Below are 24,686 nucleotides of genomic sequence, written 5' to 3'. Positions count from 1 at the left end.
AAACGATATAATGCTGATTTTACTACAAATTTAAGGACGCAAATGCAAACAGAAAATATTTATAATGAAATCAAACAAAGCATTCAAAAAACAAAAGATATTTTACTGCAAAGCAAGGATAATAAAAATAGCGAAGTCAATCAAAACGCCTTGCAAATTTTTGAAAAATTTGAAGAAGAAAATACAAAAGAGCTTGAAGAACTTGCTAAAAATCAAGAATGGGACAGCTTTACCATAGCCTTTTATGGAGAAACAAATGCAGGTAAATCAACTCTTATAGAGGCTTTAAGGATTTATTTTAAAGAAGAAAGTAAGCAAAAGCAAGAATTTGAATTTGATCAAATTTATCCAAATTATGAAAGAAATTTAAAATTTAGTGAGGAATTAAGCTTAGAACTTGATGCTTTAAATTCGAGGGTAAAGGATTTAGAGCCTAAAATAAAAGAGCTTGAAAGTAGGGGATTTTTCTTTAAGATTTTTTTGTTTTTGGGTTTTTATAAAAAGGAAAAATTACTTAAAAAAGAATTTTATAATGCCCAAAAAGAAATCAAAAATTTAGATCAAAAAAACAAGGATTTACAAGATACACAAAAAGCCCTTTTAAATGAGCTTTCAAAATTTCAAGATGGAAGCATTATAGGCGATGGTAGGAGTGATTTTACTAGAGCTGTTACGGCTTATAATTTTTCTTATGAGGGAGAAAAATTTACTCTGCTTGATGTGCCGGGCATTGAGGGAAATGAAAAAATCGTTATTGATGAGATAAATAATGCGACAAGAAAGGCTCACGCTATTTTTTATATCAAAAAAGAGCCAACACCACCACAAAAAGGCGATGAAAACAAAAAAGGAACTCTTGAAAAGATCAAAGCTCAGCTTAATGCACAAACTGAGGTTTATACTCTATTTAACAAGCCTCTTACAAGTCCTAGAGCCTTAGAAAAAGAGCTTGTAAATGAAAATGAAAAAGATAGCTTAAAGGTTTTAGATGAAAAAATGAAAGAGCTTTTAAAAGATCATTATGCAGGGCATAAAGAACTTTGCGCACAACTTGCATTTTACGCCCTTTCTTCGCATTTAGCCCCTAAAACAGAGCTTTTTGAAAAAAGACAGAAATTTATAGCTAAGTTTTCTCCAGATACCCTACTTGAAAAGTCAAATTTCAATGCCTTTATTAAATTTTTAAGCACAGAGCTTATAAGTAATTCTAAGCAAAAGATTAAAAGATCAAATTTCAATAAGGCTTTAGTCGTGGTGGCTAACTTCATACACGAGCTTCAATCCACCATAGAAAAAATCCTCAAACCTTTTTTAAAAGAGCTTGAGAATGCCAAAGAAGATACTTGCAACAATTTAGATATTTCAACAAAAAATTTCATCAACGACTTACAAGATAATGCTCAAAAGCAAGTTGATAAGCTAAAAAGAGAAATTCGCGATGAAATGTATAATTACATAGAAACTGATGTTAAGGATAGCGAGTTTAAGGCTAAATTTGAAAGGGTTGTAAAAGCTAAGTTTGAGGGCTTAGGTGAGAGTATAAAAGAAGCTTCAAATGAAGTGCAAAAAGAATTTTTAGAAAAGATCGAAAGAGAACTAGAGCAATACAAAAGCAGAGTTCTTGGTGCTACTAAGGCTATGGCAGGAGTGGAGATGGCTAATGATTTTGGTTATAGGCTAGATATAAATATAGATAGTGGGATCGATAAAATGCGTCTTTTTGGCTCACTTGCTGGGCTTGGTGTGCTTATGATTTGGAATCCTATTGGTTGGGTTGCGATAGGGCTAACTGTTTTAGGAGCTATTGTAAGTGTAGTTAAAGCAATTTGGAAATCTCTTAGCTCAAGCTATAAAAAAGCTCAGCAAAAAAAGGCAGTAGATGAGAACCTAAGACAAATCGGACAAGAAATTTATGAGGATATAGAAAAACAGCTTGAACAAAATAAGCCAAAAATCACTCAAACCATAGAAAGTATAAAAATAGAGCTTCATGTGCCTATAAAAAATACTAGGGATAGCATTGAAAATTTAGAACAAATCAAAACAAAATTAAAAGACTTAGAAACTTCAATTAAAAAGGAAATGAAATGAATCAAACACTAAGTGAGTTTAAAGGACAAAAAAGCAAAAACGAAGAGGCTTTAAATAAGCTTCTTGCTTTCATCACTGAGGGTAAGGTCTTAGGCGTTGAAATTGATGAGGCTTATTTTAAAAAGCTTCAAACAGCTTTAAGCGGTGTAAGCGAACAAAAGCTTAAAATAGCTCTTATTGGCGGTTTTTCAGAGGGCAAAACAAGCATAGCAGCAGCTTGGCTTGAAAAATTTGACAAACAAAGCATGAAAATCAATCATCAAGAATCAAGCGATGAAGTGGCTGTTTATAACATAGATGATGATTTAGAGCTTATCGATACTCCGGGACTTTTTGGCTTTAAAGAAAAGATCAATGATGAAAAAAAGATCGAAAAATACAAGGATATCACAAAAAAATACATTAGCGAGGCTCATATCATACTTTATGTTTTAAACTCATCAAATCCTATCAAAGATAGTCATAAAGAGGATTTAAACTGGCTTTTTAGAAGTTTAAATCTTTTGTCAAGAACTATTTTTGTTTTAAGTCGTTTTGATGAGATAGCTGATGTAGAAGATGAGTTAGAGTATCAAAAAGCTTTTGAGATTAAAAAGCAAAATGTAAGCTCAAGATTAGAAGAACTTATTGATTTAAGTGCTGAGGAAAAACAAAATTTATGTGTTGTCGCAGTAGCTGCAAATCCTTTTGATGAGGGTGCTGAGTATTGGCTTTCGCATTTAGAGGAGTTTAAAAAACTTTCTCATATTGAAAATTTACAAAAAGCTACTAAGGAAAAAATCTCTCAAAATGGAGGCAAATTAGCCCTTGTTGAGGAAGCAAAGCAAAGCATTATCCAAGATATACTCTACAAGCAACTTCCTACAGCAAAGGAAGCAAATCAGGTTCTTAATGAGGAACTTTTAAAACTTGATAATATTTATAAAAAAACCCAAAAAGATCTTTCAGTTTTAAATGAAGAACTTACAAGAGCTAGGATAAAGATAAGAGAATTTGCTGTGAATTATTTTAGTGATTTGATCAAACAACTTGATGGCACAAGTATGGAAACGATCAATGATTTTATCGTAGCAGAAATAGGCGAGGGTGGTTCAAATATAGATGCGAGGGTGCAAAATGAGTTTGAAAGACAAACAGGCAGAATAAAAGGAGAAATTCACAAGGTTTGTACTTATTTTGATTCTGAAGTGAGTATGTTTCATCAGTTTGTAAGCTCAGAGCTAACAAAAAAGGGTGTGAAATTTTTAGCAGATCCTAAGATCATGAATGCTACAAATGTAAAATTAGCAAGAGATACTATAGTAAAGGGCGCTAAAATGATAGGGCTTGATTTGGGTTTGAAATTTAAGCCTTGGGGTGCTGTAAATTTGGCTTCTAAGGCTAGTGCTGTTTTGGCTGTAGTTGGTGTAGCTTTGGAAATTTGGGATAGTTATAAACAAGCTCAAAGACAAAAAGAATTTGAAGAGGCTAAAGGCAAAATGAGAGCGGATTTTGAAAGCCAAAAAAAAGAAATTTTAGATTTGGTTGATGATGATACAAATTTTAAGGAGCGTTTTTTCCCAGAAGCTTTCAAACTAGAACAAAGTCTTAAAGAGCTTGAAGAGGGCATTTTAAAACAAGAAGAAAATCAAAAAGCCTTTCAAAAATGGCTAAGTGATGGCGAGATCATCGAGGTAGAATTTAAGGTAGAAAAATAAACCTAGCCTTGATGATTTGAATTATTTATTGCACTCAAAAATCCTTAAATTTAAGCCCTTATCTAAGGGCTTAGCTCAATGAAGCTGTAAGATTTACAAACGAACTTAAAATATAAGGGGATAAGAATGATTGAGCTAGGATTTTAAGATAAATTAAAAATACTCAAGCAAATTTCTTTGTAAAGGGCTTTTTGATCCCTTAAGAAAATTTGCTTGTATCTTTATCAAATTTTAGCTTATTTACTAGCTTAAATTATTAAATTTAGCCCTTAATGAGAACCGATAAAATATCTTTCCACATCGTCTAAAAGCTTATCACAAACTTTTGAATCTGTGCTTTTTTCTACGATGAGATTAATGATATTTTTCATATCTCTAAAGCTTCCGGCTGATTTTATATTTTCTTTATTGAGTTTTTGACCGGGTAAGGTATATTTTATAGTGATAACAAATTTAGAAGTAGCAGTAGCCTCGCCTAAATTTGTTTCTACCAAAACGTCCATATTAGAAGACTTGGCTAAGGTTGCTTGAGTTTTAGAAACAATTTCTTTAAATCTTTGATAAAGACGGATCAAATCCTTGATAAATTTATCATCAAATGCGGTATAGGCGATTTTTAGTTTATTTTTAATCTCCTCAGTTGTCCCCTTTTCAGGAGCAACAAAAACCATATAAAAGCCATTTTTAATATCCACTTTATCACTTTTTGAATCCCTGCCACTTGACATGACCTTAACATAAATGGCATTATCAAGATAAATTCTATCGATCATAGGGCCATAAATTTCATATTCTTTTTTTCTTGTGATCACTTCTCTTGCGATCAAATTAAGCTTTACATTAGCATCATGAACTATGGGTTCCATTTCTTTTTTTATTTCTAGCATTTCTTTGAGCATGAAATTTCCTTAAGCGAAAAAACTGAGTGTAAATTATATCAATTTTACGCTTAAAAAATTTAAAATTTTAATTATATTTAAGTTAATAAGATTTATTTAATTTATTGTGATATATGCGAAGATAAAATATTAAAATTTATAAGACTTATCATCATCGAAAACATATTTTCTATGGTATTCCAAGTATTTAATTCTACGAGCATTAAGATATTTTGCATCAAGTGTTTTGTCAGATAAATATTTTTGTAGTTTTAAATCCATATTTTTGGCACATAAGATTTCACCATTGTTTTTAAAGCTAATCCATCCATTATCAAATAAATAATCTAGATTTTTTGATAGTAAAAGCCCATTATTGCTATCAAATTGTTCTTGTTCTTTGCATTTTATAAAAGGCTTAATATGAGAAGCAATAAGAACTGGATATTTTATATTTTCAACGAAACAAATTATTTCATTATTAAGTTTTTTGCTTTCATTATATAAATCATATTTGTACAGAGTTTGCTTATAAGCATCTCTTGTTTTAGATATGTCTTTTTCGCTATCACTAAATTCTGGTTTTTCTAGTGTCAATCTATGCTTAGAATCTATATAAATTCCCGTTAAAATATTTTTACAGATATTGAAAAGATAATTTACTTGATTATATTTTCTGTTTATAAAGCCTCTTTTTATTGCGAGTTCCGTGATTGAATCTAACTCATTTTGTTTAAGATATGCTTTTTGGTTTATGTTTTGCATCATAATTGCCGATAGATTATCTTTATTAATGCTTTTACAAACTTGCATTGTCTTTATAAGAAAATTAATCTCCTTAACATCACAGGGTTCTGTTACAGAACGCCCAAAACTAGCATTATCATACAATATCTCAGAGTAAATTCTTTTCTTTATCTCAACATCTGTTTCTCTCAAAAAATCTTTTGTTTTTGGGTGATATGAGTGTAAAAAATTATTAATAAATCCCAATTTTAAAAATTGATTGATGGACTTTCTAACAGAGGCATAATTTCTTTTTGGATTAAACTTAAAGACTTCTTTTTGCAAGTCCTCATATAGATATTTGGAGTATTCACTCATATCATGTGTGTCAATAAAATCAACAATAATTTTTAAACACTCATTAAAATTTTTACTCGCAAAATCACTATATTCTAAAGTAAGCTTCCAATAAGTTTCATAAATTTGGGACATATTATTTCCCCTTTTTAAAAAATAATAACCATTAGTAATTCTTTGTGTATTTTTTTATTATTTTTACCAGTTACCTTATATACATGAGGTTTTTCAAATATCATAATATTTTTTGAAATTTTTTGTATTTCACTTTGTATATCCTTTACACTCGGTGTGCATTTATTATTAAGACTTAAAGCCACAACCTTAGATATCTTTTTACATTCATTAAGCAATAACACAAAATTATCTAAAAAGCTATCTTTTTTAGTGAAATCTGTGATTTTACTCAACTCTTTTTCGAATACCTTATCAAAACCACCATAAAAACCCAAATAGTTATTCATAGTTGATGGATACGGAGGATCGATATACACCAAATCAAAGCTTTCTTTATCTCTTTCAAACTTTTTTATTAGTTGTAAGCAATCCATTTGAAAAGCTTTATTTTTTTGTTGATTATCAAATACTGCTAAATTATAAGTTTGCATTTCTTTGTTAATGTGATATAAAAAAGGTTTATTATGGTATGCCCTGCGTCTTTTATATTTTTGATAGCTTAACTCCTCATCTCTAAATTTTACTATCTCTTCCCATTTCATAGTCATTCTAGAGTATGGAATTTTTCTAATCATTGCTCTTCTAAGTAGCGATAAAAATATAAATTTATCATAAGATTTTAATTGTTGTGAATAGTTTTTTAAGCTGACCAATTCCCTTACTTCATAGTCAAAATAAAGTTTATTAACCATCCATTGTAGTGACAAATAATTTTTTAAATTATAAAATTTTTCCAGTTCTATATTGTCAAGTTTTAAGCGTTCTTTATGATTCTCGATTAAAGCTTTAGCTAGAGCAAAATTTGAATATAAAACATCATTTGCATAGACACAAAACCCATGTTGTTTAAATTTATAAGACATAGAACAACCACCACAAAATAAGTCAAGCACCTTACCTTTTCGAATAGGAAGCTTATCAATAATCCACTGTGATACTTTTAGCTTATTACCAATATAGTTAACTGTTGGATAATTACTAAACAAGATGATTTGCCTCTAAATATTTTTTTACTTCTTTAGCTATTAAATGTGCTAATTTAACAGGCACAGCGTTGCCTATTTGTTGCTGTATGTCTATAGAATTACCATAAAAAATAAAACTATCTGGAAAACTTTGTAATCTTGCTAATTCTCTAGCACTTAAAGCTCTATTTTGAGAATAATGAAAAACTTTTCTCATATCTCCTGTTATAGTTATTGAAGGTTCATTGCTCTTATATCTTATGTATTTTCTTACATCGCCACTTTTTGGTCTAAGCTCTTCAGGGATACATTCTCTACCTAAGCCATCTTTAACAAAAGACATTTTTTCTAACATCTGTTTTGAATGAAGCATTGCTTTATGATTTGGTATTTTGGAATTTTCTCCACTTTTTAAAGGAGGTAAATCTCCTATGCATTCTTTTATACTTATCTTATTTCTATTTTTAGTGGGGAAGTTAAATCCTTTATGTTTTGTTCCTATAATAAATATTCTTCTCCTATTTTGTGCTATGCCGTAATCACTAGCATTTAAAATTTCATGCTTAATAATATATCCTAGCTCTTTAAATTTAGTTTCTATATTTTCTAAAGTTTTACCACCATTATGTCTTTTAAGAGTGGCCACATTCTCCATTACAAAGACTTCAGGTTGTATAATTTTTACAAAATTAAGATAAGATAAAAATAAATCGTTACGCTTGTCTAAACTTTCTTTTCTCCCTATTTTCCCAGCTAAAGAAAAACCTTGACAAGGAGGACCACCAATAATTATATTAAATTTATATCTTTCTTGTAAGCCTTGTATGTCCTGTAGAGAAAAACTCGTGATATCTCTATTTAAATGCCTTATTTTTGGAAAATTTTTTATGTAAGTTTGAAAGAGTTTATAGTTATTATCAATACAGAGCTTAACTTCAAAACCTTTTTCTTGTAAAAATCCTAGTGAAAATCCACCAGCACCAGAAAAGAGGTCTAAAACTCTTACCATAGCTTAGCCTTTGTTAATAAATTTTTTAGATATTGATTATAGCATATTTGTTCTTGCATAAAATTACAATTTATATAAAATTCCAAAACTGATAAAAATTTTTAAAAATTAAAACACCAAATTTAGCCCAGCCGGGCTAAATTTAAAGCTCTTTGAGCATTTTTTCATAGGCTGCTTTAGTGCCAGGTCTTACTGTTGTAGCTAGGCTTAAGATAATGATAGCAAGGCTTGCTGCTATGAAGCCGGGTAGTATCTCGTATACAGGCATGTATTGATAGATGAAGTTCTTCCATACCACTACAACCACGCTTCCTGCTATCATGCCCCCGATAGCTCCTATTCTGGTCATTCTAGCCCAAAATAAAGAAAAAAGCATAACCGAGCCAAAGCTAGCTCCAAAGCCAGCCCAAGCATAAGAAACTATACTTAAAACGCTTGAGTTTTTATCAGTTGAGATCAAAAAGGCTATCATGGCGACAAGCAAAACGCCTATCTTGCCTAAATTTAAAACCGTTTCATTGGAAGCGTCTTCTTTGAAAATCTTTTTATAAAAATCCTCAGCCAAGGTTGAGCTTGAAACAAGAAGCTGAGAACTAGCCGTGCTCATTATCGCCGCAAGTATAGCCGAGAGTAAAATCCCTGCTATCCAAGGATTAAATAAAAGCTGAGACATTACGATAAAGATTTTTTCAGGATCTTGCAAAGAAAGATTAAATTTATTCACATAAGCAAGTCCTAAAATCCCAATCGAACAAGAGCCAATCAGACAAAGTATCATCCAAGAAATGCCTATGAAAGTTGCTGTTGGGATTTCTTTTGTGGAGCGAATAGACATAAAACGCACCAAAATATGAGGCTGACCAAAATATCCAAGCCCCCAAGCAAGAGCTGAAATAATAGCTAAAAAGCTAATGCCCTCGCCCATAGATAAAGCATTTGGCTTTATTTCTTGAACCACGCTTAAAGCCTCCTCAAGCCCTCCTAAATGTATAAGCATCACAATAGGCACGATGATAAGAGCTGAGAGCATTAAAAGCCCTTGAATCATATCCGTCCAGCAAACTGCTTTATAACCTCCAAAAAAAGTATAAGCTACGATGATGAGTGTGCCTGTTGTTAGAGCGTATTCATATTCTATGCCAAAGGTGCTTTCAAAAAGTTTCGCCCCACCAACAAGACCAGAGCTTACATAAAAGGTAAAAAAGATCAATATAACTATGGCGCAAATTATCCTTAAAATATGCTTATCATCACTAAAACGGGTTTCAAAATAATCAGGTATGGTAATGGAATCAGCCACGACGCTAGTGTAAATTCTAAGCCTTTTAGCCACAAAAAGCCAGTTCAAGCAAGCCCCTATGCTAAGCCCTATGGCTATATAACTATCCACCAAACCACTCACATACAAAGCCCCAGGAAGCCCCATCAAAAGCCAAGCACTCATATCACTTGCCCCAGCGCTCAAAGCTGAAACCACAGGTCCTAAGCTTCTGCCTCCTAAAAAATAATCCTCTGTGCTTTTGTTTTGTCTGTAAAAATAAAAGCCTATAAAAAGCATAAGTGCTGAATAGGCTATAAACATAATCGCAATTTGAGTGTTAATTTGCACGGTTTCCATTGTTTCTCCTTTATTTTAATGCACGAATGCCTAAATTTCCGTAGCGATGATAGCTTATGCTTAAGGATTTTTCATTGTGATAGTAAAGCAGTTCAAAACGCCCATTTAGCAAAGGCTTAGTTCGAATGATAATCTTAGCTAAGCTTGCTGCTTTTTGATAAAGCTTATCCTCTGTGCTGGCAGTTTTGTGATAACGCACTCTTTCAAAACTTTCAAGATTTGAAATAAAGCTTTCAAGGCTTTCTTCTTTAAATTTAGCCTCAATATTAAGCTTTTGGCAAAGCTCTTTAGCTAGAAGAGCATTTTCATTTTTTTCAAAGCTTATGAGTGTGTCTAAATTTAATAAATTTGAAGCAATAATTACACCTAAAATATCCTCTAAACTATCCTCCTCGCACACTCTAAAGCCTAAATTTTTAATTTTCGTGTAAGAAAAAAGATTATCCTCGCCTCTTATGCCTACATAATCTTTACTAAGCTTAAACTCATTTTCATAGTGATAAGCATAGCTTTTTGCTAACAAGGCTAATTTTTCATAGCCTAAATTTGTAAGTTTTTGTGAAAGCTCATTTTCGAGTAAATTCTCATCAGCTTCGTTTTGATTGATGTTTAAAAACTGCGTGATATAATTGTAAATGCCTACCTTGCGACCAAAGCCTATGGCGGATTTTTTCACCCCGCCAAAGGGCTGTCTTAGCACTATCGCCCCTGTTGTAGGCTTATTGATATAAATATTTCCAGCCTCAATATGCGTATGAAAATACTCCCATTCTCTCTCATCAAGGCTTTCAAGCCCAGCCGTAAGCCCATATCCTGTGTGATTGACAAGCTCAATGGCTTCTTTTAAGCTCTCAGCTTTCATTACGCTTAAAACCGGCGCAAAAAGCTCATTCATATGAGTGAAATCCCCTTTTTTTGTGCCGTATTTTATAGCCGGACTCATTAGATAATCATTCTTAAATTTAGGCTCTAAAACCCATTTTTCCTCACTTGTTAGCTCGCTTAAAGCCTTTTTAAGCTTAGAATCAGGCTTACTTGCAAGGGCTGCTAATTTGTTTTTAAACTCAAAAGGCGAACCAAGCTCCATAGAAGAAGCCGCATCCACAAGTGCTTTTTGAAACTCCTCATCCTCATACACTTCTTTTTCAAGCACAAGCAAAGAAGTAGCCGAGCATTTTTGCCCTGAGTTTGAAAAAGCAGAATGCACGATATTTTTCACAGCTTGATCTCTATCTGCCATTTTTGTAACTATAGTGGCGTTTTTGCCCCCTGTTTCAGCACTTAAAAGCAGGGTAGGATTTGCTTTAAGCATAGCATAAGCTGTTTCTTCTCCTCCTGTTAGCACGCTAAATTTAACGCTTTCATCGCAAAGCAGGTATTTTGAAATATCACTGCCCTTTGAGGGTAAGAAAATCAAAGCGTCTTTTGGCACCCCAGCATCCCAAAAGCATTTACAAAGCTCATAAGCTGTAAGCATAGAAAGGCTTGAGGGCTTGTAAATGACTACATTTCCAGCAGCTAGTGGTGCAGCTATCGTGCCAACTGAAATTCCAACAGGGAAATTCCAAGGTGCAATTACCACTCCAAGCCCTTTTGGGCTAAATTTAGTCTTAGGATTTTGTTTTTGTAAAAGCTCTAAGGAGTGTGGATAAAACTCTAAAAAGTCAATAGCCTCGCTCACTTCAGGATCAAGCTCTAAAAAGGTTTTTCCCACTTCAAGAGCTGCTATTCCTATCAAATCCCCTCTTCTTTGCCTCATAAGCTTTGCTGTGTTATCTAAAAGCTTGTAAATTTCATCAAAGCTTTTTTGCGTAAAGCTTGAGTTTTTAGCTACTTCTAAGGCTTTTTGAATTTCATTTTGCCCTGCTAAAAAAACCTCGCCGATTTTTTCATTATTAATTTTTTCATAAATTTCAACCCTTTCAAGCCCCTCACTTTCAAGCTCAGACCCAATCACAGGCACGGCTTTTAATTCTTTTAAATTTTCATATTTTGCTCTTATTTTTTGCGCCCAAGCTCTATTTTGAGGCAGGATAAAATCAGTATCAGGCTCATTTTGAAAGCTTTTTAATTCATAGCTTCCCTTGATAGCTTCGTTTTTGTTTCTATCTTGTGTGCGTCTTGTTGAATTATCAAGGCTTTCAATGCCTTTTAAAGAGTTTAAAAAAAGTTCTTTTTGCTTTTCATAATTTTCATCGCCCACTTTGAGATTGAAAAAATAACGCATAAAATTATCCTCGCTTGTATTCTCATCAAGGCGTCTTACAAGATAAGCAATGGCGTTATTAAAATGCTTTTCATCGCAAACTGGAGCGTATAAGATGAGCTTGTGCATTTTGGATAATTCATAAGAGCATTGCAAGCTCATACCCTCAAGCATTTCAAAGCTAAAGCTTTTTTGCGCCCCTGCTTCATAAATGCGAGTGTAAGCATAGGCTATCTCAAAGATATTATGGCTTGCTATGCCTATATTTATGTATTTGTGATTGTCATCTTGTAAGATAAAATCAAGCATTTTATTATAATTGCTATCTGTGTCGATTTTTCGTGTAAAGGTTGGAAGCTCCCAGCCTCTTTGAGAAGCGATAGTTTCCTCACTTTCCATATTTGCACCCTTGACAAAGCGGATTTTAATAGGCTTCATTCCTTTTAAAACCCTCTCTTTAGAAAAGGCAAAAAGCTTTTTAAGGTATTCATAAGAATCAGGCAAATAAGCTTGTAGCACAATTCCTGCTTCTAAATCAAATTTAGCAATGCTTTCCATAAAAGCAGCCACGGTTAATTCTAAATCCCTAAATTCCTCCATATCAAGATTGATAAATTTAGAACTTCCTTGCTTTTTTTCCTCCTCTAAAGCTAGAGAGTAAAGATGATCAAGCCTTTTTACAATCTCTTTTTTAGAATATTCAAAATCTATGATATTAATTTGCGAAAAAATAGTCGTGATTTTGATAGAAATATAGCTAATATAGCTTGATTTTATCGCTTCTTCGTATTTTTTGATACGAAATTTACTCTCGCCTTCTCCTAAAACCTCCTCGCCTATCAAATTGATATTAAGAGTGATATTTTGTGTCTTTCTTTGCTCAATGTGAGGTTTTAAAAAGCTCTCATCAGAGTCCAAAACCATATCCTTAGTGTCCTCTCTTAAATGCTTAATGAAAAAAGGCACACTTAAATTTGGGGCGAATTTTCCAAAATTTAAAAAGCTAAAAAGCAAGAATTTCTCAAAAGCAGAGAAAAAATCCCCAAGTCCAAATTTATTAAGAGTATGCTCGATAAATTCAAAATTTACAAAAGCATTTTTTGAGCGAAAAGAGCGGTCTAAAAGCTCTATGAGTAGGACTTTGTTTTGTGGGTTTGTGAGTAGTTTTTGCATTTTGTGATGAAAGGCTTTTTCTTTAGAGCTTAAATTTGCTTGTATTTGTTTTTGCAAATTTTGAGCTAGGTCTAAGGTTTTTTGTAACATTTAGTAACTCCTAATGGGTATTTTATTTTCTAAAATATAATACAATAAAATTAAGTTTGAAATAAATTGTTTTTTTTTTTTTGAAATTTATAATTATGATGTAAAAAAAAGTAACATTTAAGGCAATATTTAAAATCAATAAAGAAAGGTTTAATAATTTATTAAGCTTTATAATTTTTGATAAAGACTTAAAGCGTGATTTTAAATTTAAAGAATTTAAGGGTCAAATGGTGGAAGTGAGGGGAATTGAACCCCTGTCCAAAACTACCACAACAAAAGCTTCTACATACTTAGTAAAGATGAAAACTTCACCTTGCAAAGCTCATCTTCCAAAACTTCCTGCAAGGCTGAGACTAAATTTCACCCCAAAATGCGTCAAATTTAAAGGCTACACTATCTTGATAACTTGCTTCTTAGATTAGATAGCATCATCTAAGGCAAGGCTCAACTGAACCTACGCAGCTTTAGCGTAAGCAGGAGCGAATTTCGCGTTGTTTGCGTTTAAATTTAGTTTAGGCTTTTAACGCTTTGCCCAAAGCGGTATGCCACTTAAGCCAAAGTAATCCTGTCGAAGCCAAGTCACTCCCATTACTTAGAAACGATACTTGGAACATTAACAATTAAAGGATTAAAAACAGCTAAATTTGAAGCATCTTCTTCATAAGAGCGACAATATTTTTCAAATTGCTCACTCATCAAAAGCATCCAATCTGTAAATTCATCACTCGCAGGACCTTCAAATCTCTTTGCTTGCTCCATCATATCCTCGCAAAACACACAAAAATCCGTAACCTCGCTAAGCTCAAGCCTCCTGGCCGCCCAAGCTGTGTTGTGTGCTAGGCGAGCTATTTCTAAAACAGCGAGTTTGTATTTTGTGCTATCGCTTCCCAAATCGATAATCAAAGGCTCAAGTTTATCGCACATCGTCCTAAAAAAGTGCAAAAACTTCTCCACATCATCATGATCAAAATCAAGCTCTAATTGTTCTAATATTCCCATACTTATATCGTCATTTTTAAAAAATTTATGAAAATTGTAGCAAAATTTAGCTAAAATCCCATTTTAAAACTCAAATTTTTAAGCAAAATAATGGACAGAATAGTAGAAATAGAAAAAATCTCCTTTGATGAAACTTACGAAACTTCCTTACGCCCAAGCAGTTTTGAGGGCTATATAGGTCAAGAAAATATCAAGAAAAATTTAAAAATTTTTATCACGGCTGCTAAAAAACGCGGCGAATGCCTTGATCATATCCTTTTTAGCGGACCTGCTGGGCTTGGAAAGACCACTTTGGCTAATATCATTTCTTATGAAATGGGAGCAAATATCAAAACAACAGCCGCTCCTATGATAGAAAAAAGCGGGGATTTGGCTGCGATTTTGACAAATTTAAGCGAGGGCGATGTGCTTTTTATCGATGAAATTCACAGACTTTCCCCTGCCATTGAAGAGGTGCTTTATCCTGCTATGGAGGATTTTCGCCTTGATATTATCATAGGAAGCGGACCTGCTGCACAAACCATAAAAATAGATCTGCCCAAATTTACGCTCATCGGTGCGACAACGCGTGCTGGAATGCTTAGCAATCCTTTGCGAGATCGCTTTGGTATGCAGTTTCGCCTTGAATTTTACAAAGATGCCGAACTAGCCTTGATCATAGAAAAAGCAAGCTTAAAACTTGGCAAAACTTGCGAGCAAAAAGCTGCTTTAGAAATAGCCAAAAGAAGTCGCTCAACCCCAAGAATCGCCCTAAGACTTTTAAAAAGGGTGCGAGACTTTGCTGATGTGAATGATGAGGAGCAAATCAGCCTTGAAAGAGCAAATGAAGCACTAAATTCGCTTGGTGTGAATGAGCTTGGTTTTGATAGTATGGATTTAAGGTATTTAGAGCTTTTAACAGCTGCAAAAAGGCGTCCTATGGGACTTGCAAGCATAGCAGCGGCTTTAAGCGAAGATGAAAACACTATAGAAGATGTGATAGAGCCTTATTTGCTGGCAAATGGCTATATAGAACGTACCGCAAAAGGGCGTATAGCCAGCCTTAAAAGCTATGATGTCTTAAAGCTTAGCTTTGATAAGGGCTTGTTTGATGAGTAAGGGGATAAGATGAAAAATGGGGCTTTCTTTTTTATTTTTTTTATTAGTATTGTTTTGTGTTTGTTGATTTATTTGTTTAAGGATTTTTTGATGGTCATTGCCATAGGCTCTTTAATGGCAGTTGCAACCTCAAATATCAATGCGAAATTTCTAAGCCTTTTTGGCGGTAAAAAGGTTTTAGCCGCAAGCTTTACGACCATTTTAGTTTTATTTTTATTTTTTGCTCCCTTTGTTTATGCTGTAGTTAAGATCGCAGTAACCTTAAAAGACTTTGACATGGCAAGTGTTACTTATACCTTAAACTATATCAAGAACTATCATTTTGATCTGCCTGAAAGTTTAGCTTTTTTAAAGCCAAAAATTACCGAAGCTATCAATAGCATAGATTTAAATTCTTTTTCTAAAAATGCCTTGGGCTTTTTTTCAAATTTCACAAAAAGTGGGGCTAAATTTATCATAGATATGGCTCTTATCATCGTTTTTTTCTTTTTTGCTAATCTCTACGGCACACAGCTTATCTTGTATGTCAAATCAATAGTACCTATCGACAAAAAGGAATTTGAAGAGGTTTTAAGTGAAGTGGGTAATGTCATGGCGGTGGTGTTTTACTCTGTTGTGCTGATAGCTATTTTTGAGGGAGCTTTGTTTGCTATGATCGTGGCATTTTTTGACTATGATAGTGTGCTTTTTGGGATCATTTTTGCTTTTTCATCGATGATACCAGCTGTTGGAGGAGCTTTGGTTTATGTGCCTTTGAGTCTTTATGAGTTTGCTATGGGGAATTTAAGTGGGGCGATTTGGATTTTGCTTTCTTCTATCATTGTTATTTCGGTTATTGCTGATACCTTTATCAAGCCTTTGATCATCAAATGGATCAATGAAAGACTTGTTCAAACCCCAACTCAGATCAACGAGCTTCTTATCTTTTTAGCCATGATCGCAGGGATTTCAAGCTTTGGTTTTTGGGGCATTATCCTAGGACCTGCTATCCTTACTTTTTTCATTTCAACGATAAAGATGTATATGATCTTAAAAACAAAGAATTTACTTTGAGTTTTTAGGCAAAATCAAGCTTATTTGAGTTCTAAATTTATCGTGGCTTCTGATTTTTTGGGCTTTCTTTTGAGATTTTCATTTGTCGTTTTTTGTTTATCATAAAGAAGTTTTATTTCCCCGCTAACTTCGATATTTTTGTATTTTTCATCTAAAGAAGTAGCTTGTGCCATACCCAAAAATAAACAAAAACAAAGTATTTTTTTCATATTTTTCCTTTTTTAAATACTATAAAAATTTGATTAATCAAATTTAAAGAAAAGTTAAATATAAAATGAGATTTTATTTTGAGTTAAAATAAAGTATTTTTAAGATTAAACGCAAAGTGTTAAGTTTTTTACCACTGCACGAAAGTTTTGGCTTTTTTGATTTTGTTAAAGGGAAGTTCTAATGTGTTTTTATCACTATTTTGTGGCGTGTTTTGAAGCTCTAGTATGATATTTTCATCTTTAACGCCTATGATTTTGGCTTCAAATTTTTCTTTTTCATCAGTTACGATCTTGACATTTTCGCCGATACTTAGGGAAAAATGCTCTATTTTGCTGAGCTTTCTTTCAAGTCCTGGCGAGGAAACCTCTAGGAAATATTCACCCTCGCAAGGTGGCTTCACATCAAAAACAGGAGATAAAATTTCACTAAGCCTAGCACAATCATCTAAGCTCACTCCGCCTTCTTTGATGATATAAACGCGGTAAATTTTATGCCCATTTTCACTCACAAGCTCGCTATCATAAAAGCTTACTCCAGCTTCCTTACAATACGCACTTAAATTTAACTCGTTCATCTTTTTTCCTTGATCTTTTCAAACAAGCTTTCCATGTGGTTTTGATACTCTAATCTATCATCAAATTTAAAGTGAAAATTTGGACACCTATACCAGCCTTGCTCGCTCATGCAATAATTTTGCAAAGCCCTTGCCGCCCTTTTTAAAGACATTAAAATCTGCTCTTGCTCATGAGCGTTAAAAAACATCTTATCAAGATACACAAAAGCATCATAACGCCCTTTTTTGCACTCAACATCAGTTACGCAAAGATTTTTCAAGCTCTCATCGTCTAAATTTGCTAAGGCTTCAGGGATAAGCTCTTTTAAAATGCTTTCTGTTCGAAGTTTTTTGATCTCGCTTGGATTCATAAACTTGCTTGTTCCTTAACTTCTTTGTAACTTTCGATGTAATCGCCCTCTTTCATATCATTGCACCCTTCTATGCCAACGCCACATTCATAGCCTTTTGCAACCTCTCTTACATCATCTTTAAAGCGTTTAAGCGAGCTTACATTGCCCTCAAATACAACCACGCCATCGCGAATAAGCCTGATCTTAGCTCCACGATTAATCACACCCTCAGTTACCATACAACCTGCGATTTGTCCTATTTTTGGCACGGTAATAACCTGCCTGATCTGTGCTTGTCCAAGTTGTTCTTCGCTGATAATAGGACTCATCATGCCACTAAGCAAGGCTTTGACATCATCAATGAGATTGTAAATAACATTATAAGTTTTGATTTGAACGCCTTTTTCTTTGGCTCTTTCTTTTATCTCGCCTGTTGGACGGATATTAAAGCCAAGCACCACGCTATCTTCACTTGCACTTGCAAGCTCTATATCACTTTGCGTGATACCACCAACGGCTGCGTGAATGATATTAACCTTAATCTCATCATTTTTAAGCTTTTCAAGACTTGCCTTTATAGCCTCAAGTGAGCCTTGCACATCGGCTTTCAAGATCACAGGTAAGGATTTTAAATTTCCTTCTTTTATCTTTGCTCCAAGTTCATCAAGGCTTACTTTTGTGGATTTGCTAAGCTCTTTTTGGCGGTTGTATTCGTGGCGTTTATTAGCGTATTCTCTAGCTTCCTTATCGCTTGCAACGCAAATCAAGGTTTCACCTGCATCAGCAACCTCACTAAGCCCAACGATAACACCACATTCTCCGGGCTTAATCTCCTTCATAGCCTTACCGCTATCATCGCTCATAGCACGCACCTTTCCATAGGCAACGCCTGCAACTATGGTATTTCCAACCCTAAGTGTCCCATTTTGAACGATGATAGTAGCAACAGGACCTCTTCCTTTTTGCACAGAACTTTCTACTATGCTAGCCTTTGCAGCTGCCTTAGGATCTGCTTTAAGCTCTAAAATATCAGCTTGCAAAAGCACGATCTCAAGCAAGTCTTCAATCCCCGTGCCTTTTTTTGCTGAAACGCTTACAAATTCGTATTTTCCGCCCCATTCAGTAGGCACTATATCCATTTCTGCAAGCTGGGTTTTTACAAGATCAGGGTTTGCATCTTCCTTGTCGATTTTATTGATCGCTATGATGATAGGGACATTTGCAGCTTTTGCGTGATTGATCGCTTCTTTGGTTTGAGGTTTTACCCCATCATCAGCAGCTACGACAATGATCACGATATCAGTAATGCTAGCTCCCCTAGCACGCATAGCCGTAAAAGCTTCGTGTCCGGGAGTATCGATAAAGGTAATTTTGCGTCCGTTTTTTTCCACCATATAAGCACCCACATGCTGAGTGATCCCGCCTGCTTCGGCATTAGCAACGCGAGACTTTCTTATAAAGTCCAAAAGCGAGGTTTTACCATGATCAACATGCCCCATGATCGTGATAACCGGCGCTCTTGCTTGCAAGTTTTTATTATCTTGGTTTTGCTCGTATTCTTTGATATAATCAAACTCGCTTGCCTCATCGATAATGCTTATTTCAATACCAAATTCTTCAGCCAAAATTTCAATCGCCGTTTCATCTAAAAAGTCGTTTTTGGTTGTCATCATTCCAAGCATAAAGAGCTTTGAGATGATCTCGCTTGTGTTTTTGCCTATCTTATCTGCAAATTCATAAAGGCGAATTTCCTTTGGAATTTCAACGCTTTTGATCTCGGCATTTTCTTTTTTTTCTACTCTTTTTGGGGCTTTTTTGCGTCTGCTTCTACTTAGGCTTGTTTCTGTGAATTGATTAAAAGATTGTCTTAAAACAGCAGGTTGCTTTTTTGGTAAAACAGGGGCTTCTTTTTCCTCGCTAATACCGCTAAAATCAGGCAAAACAACCACATCTTCATCTTCAAGACTAATATCTGCAAAGCTTTGATTTTCCATAAAATCCATTTTTGAGGTATTTTCTTTTTTATGACTTTGAGGGGCTTTTTTATCCTTTTTCTTAGGGCGTTTTAAGCTTTCTTCTTGACTTAAAGAAAACATATCTTTTAATGCTAAATGAGCGTTTTTTGGTGCTTTTTTCTCTTCTTGTATAGCTTGTAAATTTTCATCTTTTTTCTTTTTAACGATGACAAGCCCTCTTCGTTGGTTTAAAGAAACAGGGGCATTAGCTTCTTCTTGCTTGTCTAAATTGATCTCTTTTTTAGGCTCTTCTTTGATCGTCTCTTCTTTTACAAGAACTTTTTTTTCTTCTTTAACTTCTTCTTTAGCCTTGCTTTTTGGGCTTTTTTCCTTTGCTTTGCTGGGACTTTTTTCTTTTTTTTCTTCCTTTGTTTCTTTAGTCTCTTTTTTAGGACTTGCTTTTTTTGCCTTTTCCTTAAAAGCTTCTGGAATGATCTTTGTTTGTATGTATTCATAAATAGCTGCGGCAACCTCTTCATCAACACTACTTGAAGCAGATTTTACATCAATACCAAGTTCCTTAGCCTTTTCTAAAATTTCCTTGCTAGGATAGCCCATATCCTTAGCAATCTCATGAATTCTAACCTTTGACATTTAAAACTAACTCCTTTAGATCTTGCTGATCGACCTTTAAATTGTGTATTTTTATCTTGCGAAACGCCTTTTCATCTTTATTTAGACAAGAAGAACAGACATAAAAACTTCTTCCTGTGCCTAAATTTAAATGAATTTTACCCATTTTTACACCAAAACGAAATAAACTTTTTTGTTCTTTTCTTGCCTTGCAAATGATACACATTCTAATAGGTATATGATTTTTCAAAATTATATCTTTTTTTCTTGATTTTTAGCAAATTTCAAAGCCTTTATTGTTAAATTCTAAAAGCTCGATTTGAAAATTTTTAAATTTATCTTGCATTTTTTGCCTTAAATTTAAGCCGTCCTCTTCATAAACAAGGTTAAAAAAGCTTGATCCTGAGCCTGAGAGCGTACTCATTAAAGCATTATTTTCAAGAGCAAATTTTTGTACTTCAAAAAGCTCTGGTAGGTTTTTCATTCTATAAAATTGATGCAACCTATCTTTACTTGCTATTTTAAGCAAATCATATTTTTTTTCTAAAAAACAAGCCGTTAGCAAGGAAGAATGCGAGATATTATACACACAATCTTGAAAAGCGATATTTTTCTTAAGAGCTAATCTACTTTGCTCAGTGCTTATTTTTACGCTTGGTATGACAAGTAAGGCTTTTAAATTTGTATCAATATCCTTTTTTATGCTATAAACTTCGTTTTTATGCAAAATAGAGCAAACAAAACCTCCATAAACGGCAGGAGCTATGTTATCTGGGTGATTTTCATATCTTAGGGCTAAATTTAAAAGCTCTTTTTTTTCTATTTTTAAACCTAAAATTTCATGCACTGCAACAAGTGCTGCAATGATGATAGAAGAAGAGCTTCCAAGTCCCCTTGAAAAAGGAATTTGGTTGTTAAAATGAAAGGAAAAATCAAGCCTTTCTTGTCCGTGTTTTTGACAAATTTCTTTAAAAATTTGTATGAAAAGATTGTTTTTGGCTAAATTTGCACTTTTTTCTCCAAAGCCCTTAATGCTTATGTCAAAAGCCTTTGAGGGCTTTATAAGCACCTCATTAAAAAGCCCTAAAGCCAAACCCAAACAATCAAAACCCGGTCCTAAATTTGCACTTGTGGCACTTACTCGTATTTTCAAATTTATCCTCAAACTGCATCGATAAAATAAAAAGGTAAAATATCCTCGCTTAAATTTAAGCAAGAAAGATGATCAGGCAAGAAAAACTCAGCCCCTGCTGCTTTTTGCAAAGAAATTTGCTTATTTTCATAGACAAAACAAAGCTGATTATTAGCACTGATAGGCTTAAAGCCGTTAAGTTCAAAGCCACTTACGGCAAACATAGGGATATTTTTTACTATACTTAGGGTTTGAAAGCACAAAAAGCTGATCTTTATCCCCATAAAAGAACCAGGACCATTAGCATAAATGAGCTTTTCAAGGCTATATTTCTCAAGTAAATTTTGCAAAATTTTAGGTAAAAACTCACTTGCTCTTTCATCGCTTTGGTATTTTTCAAACAAAAGTTCATCTTTATAAACCCCAAGCATGATAGGTTTTGATAAGGCATTAAGAAGTAAGCAAACTTTTTCTATGCAAAAACCTTTTCGTAATTTTTTTCCCGAGCAACACTTACGATTTCATAAGCACTTGTATCTTTTAAAATTTCTTTAGTAAGCAAGTGATTTAAATGATGACTTCCTGCATAAGATATATAATCCCCATAAACTCTATATCCAAGTAAGGTTAAATCTCCAATGGCGTCTAAAATTTTATGACGCACAAACTCATCTTTAAAACGCAAACCCTCAGGATTTAAAATGCGGTTTTCATCAACGACCACGGTATTTTCAAGGCTTCCGCCCAGAGCCAAATTCATCGCTCTTAGGGTTTCTACATCTTTTAAAAAACCAAAAGTTCTAGCTCTTGCGATTTCTTCGATATAATTTTTTTTGCTGAATTCAAAATTATAAGTTTGTTCGCCTATCATGGCATTGTCAAATTTGATTGTATAATTTATGCGAGGCTCGTTTGTTGGGGTGATACGAACAAATTTATCCCCGTCTCTAACCTCTATAGGTTTTTTAATCACCATGATTTTTTTAGGTGCGTCAAGTTCTTTTAATCCAGCCTCATCAAGCATCATACAAAAACTAATGCTAGATCCGTCCATAACAGGAGCTTCATTTGAGTTTAAAACTATACGGATATTGTCTATTCCGTAAGCATTAATCGCACTCATTAAATGCTCTATAGTCGAGATATAGCCTCTACTATCGCCAATGACCGTTGCAAGCTTTGTATTGATCACATTTGCAGGTTCTGCCTTATAGCTCACATTTAAATCACTTCTAAAAAAAACGATACCACTATTTGCTTCTAAAGGCTCTAAAATAAGCTCTATAGGCTCGCCTTTATGAAGTCCTATACCTACGCCTTTTACGCTTTTTGCTATACTTAGTTGATTCATTGTCTTTGCCTTAAAATTATTTTTTTTGCATTTTCCAAAACTTCGTGGATATTATTTTTGAGCCAAATTGGATCTTGAAACTGCTCAGGACGCACTTCAACCCCTTGCACCAAAACACCAAAGTGCAAATGATCGCCCAAGGCTAAACCACTTACTCCTGTATTGGCAATAACATCTCCCTCATAAACCTTATCTCCCTCGCTTACTCTTCTTGATGAGCAATGCCCATAAAGTGTATATAAGCCAAATCCATGATAAACAACAACATTATTTCCATAAATTCCATTTTCTTCCGCAAAAACGACTTCTCCGTCATTGTTTGTGATGATAGGAGCTTCAGCTACGCTTGCTAAATCAAGCCCCAAATGATAAGAATCGCTAACAAATTTATCCTTATACGAATAAAACCTATGATCAGCAAAATCAGCCACTTTCATCGCATTTTTTAGAGGCAAAAAAAGCTTGAGCTTAAAATTTTCATTTAATTCTTTTTCTTGAATTTTACTTGTGATCTTATGGATCAAGGCTTCATTTCCTAGCCTTAAGGTTTCATTTACAAATTTAAATTTAGCTAGTCTGTCAAGCTCATCAGGCTCTGGTGCGTATTGATTAGCAAGTTGTTCTATTTTGCCGTCTAAAAATCTATCATTAAGAGCGATATTTGACTCTCTGTATTTCTTATTTAAAAAATAATACCTTATGCGTTCTTTTGTTTCATTTCCTGCCTTATCTTTAAGCACAACATAAGCTCTAAAATCCTTATCTTTAGAATCCCAAGCGATCAAGCTTGCATAAAAATTTTCCTTGATAAAAGGCACAACCTCAAATCTCTTGCCTTTATCCGTAAGGATATAAGCCTCATCTAAATTTTCATCTCTAGCCTCAAAAACAACGCTTGCTGCACCGCCTTGTTCTATCTGGTAAGAATTAGCCAAAATATTTAACATAGGCTTTTTATCATCTATGATAACACGAATGCTTTTTTTTGAGAGATTTCCAGAAAACCAGCCCCAAAGACTAGAGTCCCAAACTTCTATATCCATGAGATAAGAGTTTAATTTTTCTTTATAGGCAAGCTTTGGTAAAGAAATTTGCAAAACAAGTTCTTTGTTATTGCTAAATTTTTGATCCATTAAAACATTTGCTGTTTCATTCACATCTTTTTTTAAAGAAATTTTAACACGCTTTATGCCCCTATGTTCATCTGTGAGTCTTAAGGGTAAGGCTTCTTTTAAGTTGCTATAAACGGTGTCATTTATGAAAATATTTGGCTTGTTTTGTTCTAAAATTTCAAGTTTTGGTAGGAAAAAAAATATACCAAAAATGAGTATAACAATGAGAGTATAAAGAAGTAATTTTTTATTATCCCTTCGAGCCATACAAAACCGCCATTAATGAGCTTCAAAATTTTTGCAACCCATTGTATCCTAACTGAGTTAATATTTATAAATAAATGCCTAAAAATTTAATTTGTTATTTAAAAAAGGCAAAAATATCAGCAAATCACAAAATTTCTCTCAAAGTATTTGCCTTTTGCATCCATATTTTAAGCTCATCAAGTCTATCTTCTTGGATCATTTTTTTGCAAGTTTCTAGCTCTTTTTGAAAATGTTCTATGGAATTTAAAAGATTGTCTTTATTTTGCTCAAAAATGCTTCCCCACATGGCAGGACTTGACTTTGCTATACGGCTCATGCCCTTAAAAGAACCTCCTGCTAGATGCACGATATTGCGTTTATTTTCTTCTTTCATCACGAAATTTGCCAAAGAAAAGCTGATGACATGAGGTAAATGCGAGATGATCGCCGTGTGATGATCATGATCTAAGCTATCCATAAAGACGATTTTCATGCCCAAATGAGAGAAAACTTCTACCGCTCTTTTTTGGTGTAAATCATCAGCCACCTCGCTATCGCAAAGCACGCAAACGCCGTCTTTATAAAGCTCTTTAAAAGCAGCTCTTGGACCGCTGTTTTCAGTGCCTCTCATAGGGTGAGCAAAAATGGTTTGCTTGATAAGCTTTTTTGGCAAGCTTTCTATGATCTTTCTTTTAGTGCTTCCAAGCTCGATGATCGTAACATTACTAGGCAGATCCTTAAGCTTTTGCAAAAGCTCCACAATGGCATCAACAGGCGTTGCAAGAAAGATAATATCGCAATTTTTAAGATCCTTAAATTCTATAAGCTCGTGTATAAGTCCAAGCTCTAAGGCAATTTGCTCGTGTTCTTTGTTTAAATCCATTCCATAAACAGCTGAAACAAGCTTATTATCCCTTAAACAAAGTCCCAAAGAACCACCTATAAGTCCAAGCCCTATGATAGCTATTTTCATTTTTTTCCTTAAAATTAAACTCTTGATTTAA

Annotated in this window: 21 protein-coding genes and 1 other RNA gene; 4 read left to right on the top strand and 18 right to left on the bottom strand. The window is 33.8% G+C overall.

Translation table 11 applies throughout. The features are described 5' to 3' along the window. Positions 1-42 precede the first annotated feature (42 nt). The gene (locus DMB92_RS06290; protein WP_142682211.1) at positions 43-2,091 is read left to right on the top strand and encodes a hypothetical protein; all 2,049 of its coding nucleotides are present in this window, start codon (positions 43-45) and stop codon (positions 2,089-2,091) included. After that, positions 2,088-3,788, top strand: coding sequence for a LeoA/HP0731 family dynamin-like GTPase (locus DMB92_RS06285; RefSeq protein ID WP_142682210.1), 1,701 nt, complete (start codon positions 2,088-2,090; stop codon positions 3,786-3,788). The genes DMB92_RS06290 and DMB92_RS06285 overlap by 4 nt, the downstream gene beginning before the upstream one ends. A gap of 269 nt (positions 3,789-4,057) precedes the next feature. On the opposite strand, the gene DMB92_RS06280 is transcribed toward DMB92_RS06285, so the two are convergent. The 8 genes from DMB92_RS06280 to DMB92_RS06245 form a co-directional block, all read right to left on the bottom strand. Continuing rightward, positions 4,058-4,687, bottom strand: a complete 630-nt coding sequence (locus DMB92_RS06280) for a hypothetical protein (protein WP_142682209.1) — start codon at positions 4,685-4,687, stop codon at positions 4,058-4,060. A gap of 129 nt (positions 4,688-4,816) precedes the next feature. Then, positions 4,817-5,884 (bottom strand): HNH endonuclease signature motif containing protein, encoded by a 1,068-nt coding sequence (locus tag DMB92_RS06275; RefSeq protein WP_142682208.1) that lies wholly within the window; start codon positions 5,882-5,884, stop codon positions 4,817-4,819. Positions 5,885-5,898: 14 nt separating this feature from the next. Then, positions 5,899-6,912 (bottom strand): DNA adenine methylase, encoded by a 1,014-nt coding sequence (locus DMB92_RS06270; protein ID WP_185900174.1) that lies wholly within the window; start codon positions 6,910-6,912, stop codon positions 5,899-5,901. Then, the gene (locus tag DMB92_RS06265; RefSeq protein ID WP_142682206.1) at positions 6,905-7,900 is read right to left on the bottom strand and encodes a DNA cytosine methyltransferase; all 996 of its coding nucleotides are present in this window, start codon (positions 7,898-7,900) and stop codon (positions 6,905-6,907) included. Before DMB92_RS06265 ends, DMB92_RS06270 begins: the two co-directional genes overlap by 8 nt. 142 nt (positions 7,901-8,042) lie before the next feature. Continuing rightward, positions 8,043-9,518: a sodium/proline symporter PutP gene (gene putP, locus DMB92_RS06260; RefSeq protein WP_142682205.1), complete on the bottom strand. Its 1,476-nt coding sequence runs from the start codon at positions 9,516-9,518 to the stop codon at positions 8,043-8,045. Between the two features lie 10 nt (positions 9,519-9,528). Continuing rightward, positions 9,529-12,987 carry a proline dehydrogenase family protein gene (locus DMB92_RS06255; RefSeq protein WP_142682204.1) on the bottom strand — a complete coding sequence of 1,153 codons (3,459 nt, stop codon included), beginning with the start codon at positions 12,985-12,987 and terminating at the stop codon, positions 9,529-9,531. A 228-nt stretch (positions 12,988-13,215) separates the two neighbouring features. After that, positions 13,216-13,574, bottom strand: a transfer-messenger RNA (tmRNA) gene (ssrA, locus tag DMB92_RS06250). A 1-nt stretch (position 13,575) separates the two neighbouring features. Next, complete coding sequence (locus DMB92_RS06245; RefSeq protein WP_142682203.1) at positions 13,576-13,986, bottom strand: histidine phosphotransferase; 411 nt, start codon at positions 13,984-13,986, stop codon at positions 13,576-13,578. A 90-nt stretch (positions 13,987-14,076) separates the two neighbouring features. Here DMB92_RS06245 and ruvB point away from each other — a divergent pair, with 90 nt between their 5' ends. Together ruvB and DMB92_RS06235 are read left to right on the top strand one after the other, a co-directional pair. Continuing rightward, positions 14,077-15,084 carry a Holliday junction branch migration DNA helicase RuvB gene (gene ruvB, locus DMB92_RS06240; RefSeq protein ID WP_142682202.1) on the top strand — a complete coding sequence of 336 codons (1,008 nt, stop codon included), beginning with the start codon at positions 14,077-14,079 and terminating at the stop codon, positions 15,082-15,084. Between the two features lie 9 nt (positions 15,085-15,093). Continuing rightward, complete coding sequence (locus tag DMB92_RS06235) at positions 15,094-16,137, top strand: AI-2E family transporter (protein ID WP_142682201.1); 1,044 nt, start codon at positions 15,094-15,096, stop codon at positions 16,135-16,137. A gap of 20 nt (positions 16,138-16,157) precedes the next feature. On the opposite strand, the gene DMB92_RS06230 is transcribed toward DMB92_RS06235, so the two are convergent. The 10 genes from DMB92_RS06230 to DMB92_RS06185 form a co-directional block, all read right to left on the bottom strand. Continuing rightward, positions 16,158-16,346: a hypothetical protein gene (locus DMB92_RS06230; RefSeq protein ID WP_142682200.1), complete on the bottom strand. Its 189-nt coding sequence runs from the start codon at positions 16,344-16,346 to the stop codon at positions 16,158-16,160. A 128-nt stretch (positions 16,347-16,474) separates the two neighbouring features. Beyond that, positions 16,475-16,921: a ribosome maturation factor RimP gene (rimP, locus tag DMB92_RS06225; protein ID WP_142682199.1), complete on the bottom strand. Its 447-nt coding sequence runs from the start codon at positions 16,919-16,921 to the stop codon at positions 16,475-16,477. Next, positions 16,918-17,271: a 30S ribosome-binding factor RbfA gene (gene rbfA, locus DMB92_RS06220; protein WP_142682198.1), complete on the bottom strand. Its 354-nt coding sequence runs from the start codon at positions 17,269-17,271 to the stop codon at positions 16,918-16,920. Before rbfA ends, rimP begins: the two co-directional genes overlap by 4 nt. After that, positions 17,268-19,862 carry a translation initiation factor IF-2 gene (infB, locus tag DMB92_RS06215; protein ID WP_142682197.1) on the bottom strand — a complete coding sequence of 865 codons (2,595 nt, stop codon included), beginning with the start codon at positions 19,860-19,862 and terminating at the stop codon, positions 17,268-17,270. The genes rbfA and infB overlap by 4 nt, the downstream gene beginning before the upstream one ends. Further along, positions 19,849-20,091: a DUF448 domain-containing protein gene (locus DMB92_RS06210; RefSeq protein WP_185900173.1), complete on the bottom strand. Its 243-nt coding sequence runs from the start codon at positions 20,089-20,091 to the stop codon at positions 19,849-19,851. The genes infB and DMB92_RS06210 overlap by 14 nt, the downstream gene beginning before the upstream one ends. A 24-nt stretch (positions 20,092-20,115) precedes the next feature. After that, complete coding sequence (gene thrB / locus DMB92_RS06205) at positions 20,116-20,994, bottom strand: homoserine kinase (RefSeq protein ID WP_142682196.1); 879 nt, start codon at positions 20,992-20,994, stop codon at positions 20,116-20,118. Between the two features lie 8 nt (positions 20,995-21,002). Next, complete coding sequence (locus DMB92_RS06200; RefSeq protein ID WP_142682195.1) at positions 21,003-21,404, bottom strand: tRNA threonylcarbamoyladenosine biosynthesis protein TsaB; 402 nt, start codon at positions 21,402-21,404, stop codon at positions 21,003-21,005. Positions 21,405-21,445: 41 nt separating this feature from the next. Further along, positions 21,446-22,324, bottom strand: coding sequence for a UDP-3-O-acyl-N-acetylglucosamine deacetylase (gene lpxC, locus DMB92_RS06195; protein WP_142682194.1), 879 nt, complete (start codon positions 22,322-22,324; stop codon positions 21,446-21,448). Beyond that, entirely contained in the window at positions 22,321-23,703 is a 1,383-nt protein-coding gene (locus tag DMB92_RS06190; protein ID WP_142682193.1) for a M23 family metallopeptidase, read from the bottom strand. The genes lpxC and DMB92_RS06190 overlap by 4 nt, the downstream gene beginning before the upstream one ends. 124 nt (positions 23,704-23,827) lie before the next feature. Further along, entirely contained in the window at positions 23,828-24,655 is an 828-nt protein-coding gene (locus DMB92_RS06185; RefSeq protein ID WP_142682192.1) for a prephenate dehydrogenase, read from the bottom strand. Between the last annotated feature and the right edge of the window lie 31 nt (positions 24,656-24,686).

Origin of the sequence: Campylobacter sp. MIT 99-7217 (assembly GCF_006864365.1) — a bacterium.
Lineage (GTDB): Bacteria > Campylobacterota > Campylobacteria > Campylobacterales > Campylobacteraceae > Campylobacter_D.
The sequence above is the reverse complement of the archived record's forward strand: the minus strand, read 5'-3'. Positions and strand labels throughout refer to the sequence as shown.

Coding starts and splice junctions, on each gene's coding strand:
- DMB92_RS06245 (WP_142682203.1), bottom strand. CDS start 13,986: ATGGGAATATTAGAACAATTAGAGCTTGATTTTGATCATGATGATGTG.
- DMB92_RS06235 (WP_142682201.1), top strand. CDS start 15,094: ATGAAAAATGGGGCTTTCTTTTTTATTTTTTTTATTAGTATTGTTTTG.
- rimP (WP_142682199.1), bottom strand. CDS start 16,921: ATGAACGAGTTAAATTTAAGTGCGTATTGTAAGGAAGCTGGAGTAAGC.
- DMB92_RS06255 (WP_142682204.1), bottom strand. CDS start 12,987: ATGTTACAAAAAACCTTAGACCTAGCTCAAAATTTGCAAAAACAAATA.
- DMB92_RS06290 (WP_142682211.1), top strand. CDS start 43: ATGCAAACAGAAAATATTTATAATGAAATCAAACAAAGCATTCAAAAA.
- DMB92_RS06190 (WP_142682193.1), bottom strand. CDS start 23,703: ATGGCTCGAAGGGATAATAAAAAATTACTTCTTTATACTCTCATTGTT.
- putP (WP_142682205.1), bottom strand. CDS start 9,518: ATGGAAACCGTGCAAATTAACACTCAAATTGCGATTATGTTTATAGCC.
- DMB92_RS06280 (WP_142682209.1), bottom strand. CDS start 4,687: ATGCTCAAAGAAATGCTAGAAATAAAAAAAGAAATGGAACCCATAGTT.
- ruvB (WP_142682202.1), top strand. CDS start 14,077: ATGGACAGAATAGTAGAAATAGAAAAAATCTCCTTTGATGAAACTTAC.
- DMB92_RS06200 (WP_142682195.1), bottom strand. CDS start 21,404: ATGCTTGGGGTTTATAAAGATGAACTTTTGTTTGAAAAATACCAAAGC.
- DMB92_RS06275 (WP_142682208.1), bottom strand. CDS start 5,884: ATGTCCCAAATTTATGAAACTTATTGGAAGCTTACTTTAGAATATAGT.
- DMB92_RS06230 (WP_142682200.1), bottom strand. CDS start 16,346: ATGAAAAAAATACTTTGTTTTTGTTTATTTTTGGGTATGGCACAAGCT.
- DMB92_RS06285 (WP_142682210.1), top strand. CDS start 2,088: ATGAATCAAACACTAAGTGAGTTTAAAGGACAAAAAAGCAAAAACGAA.
- DMB92_RS06265 (WP_142682206.1), bottom strand. CDS start 7,900: ATGGTAAGAGTTTTAGACCTCTTTTCTGGTGCTGGTGGATTTTCACTA.
- lpxC (WP_142682194.1), bottom strand. CDS start 22,324: ATGAATCAACTAAGTATAGCAAAAAGCGTAAAAGGCGTAGGTATAGGA.
- rbfA (WP_142682198.1), bottom strand. CDS start 17,271: ATGAATCCAAGCGAGATCAAAAAACTTCGAACAGAAAGCATTTTAAAA.
- infB (WP_142682197.1), bottom strand. CDS start 19,862: ATGTCAAAGGTTAGAATTCATGAGATTGCTAAGGATATGGGCTATCCT.
- DMB92_RS06185 (WP_142682192.1), bottom strand. CDS start 24,655: ATGAAAATAGCTATCATAGGGCTTGGACTTATAGGTGGTTCTTTGGGA.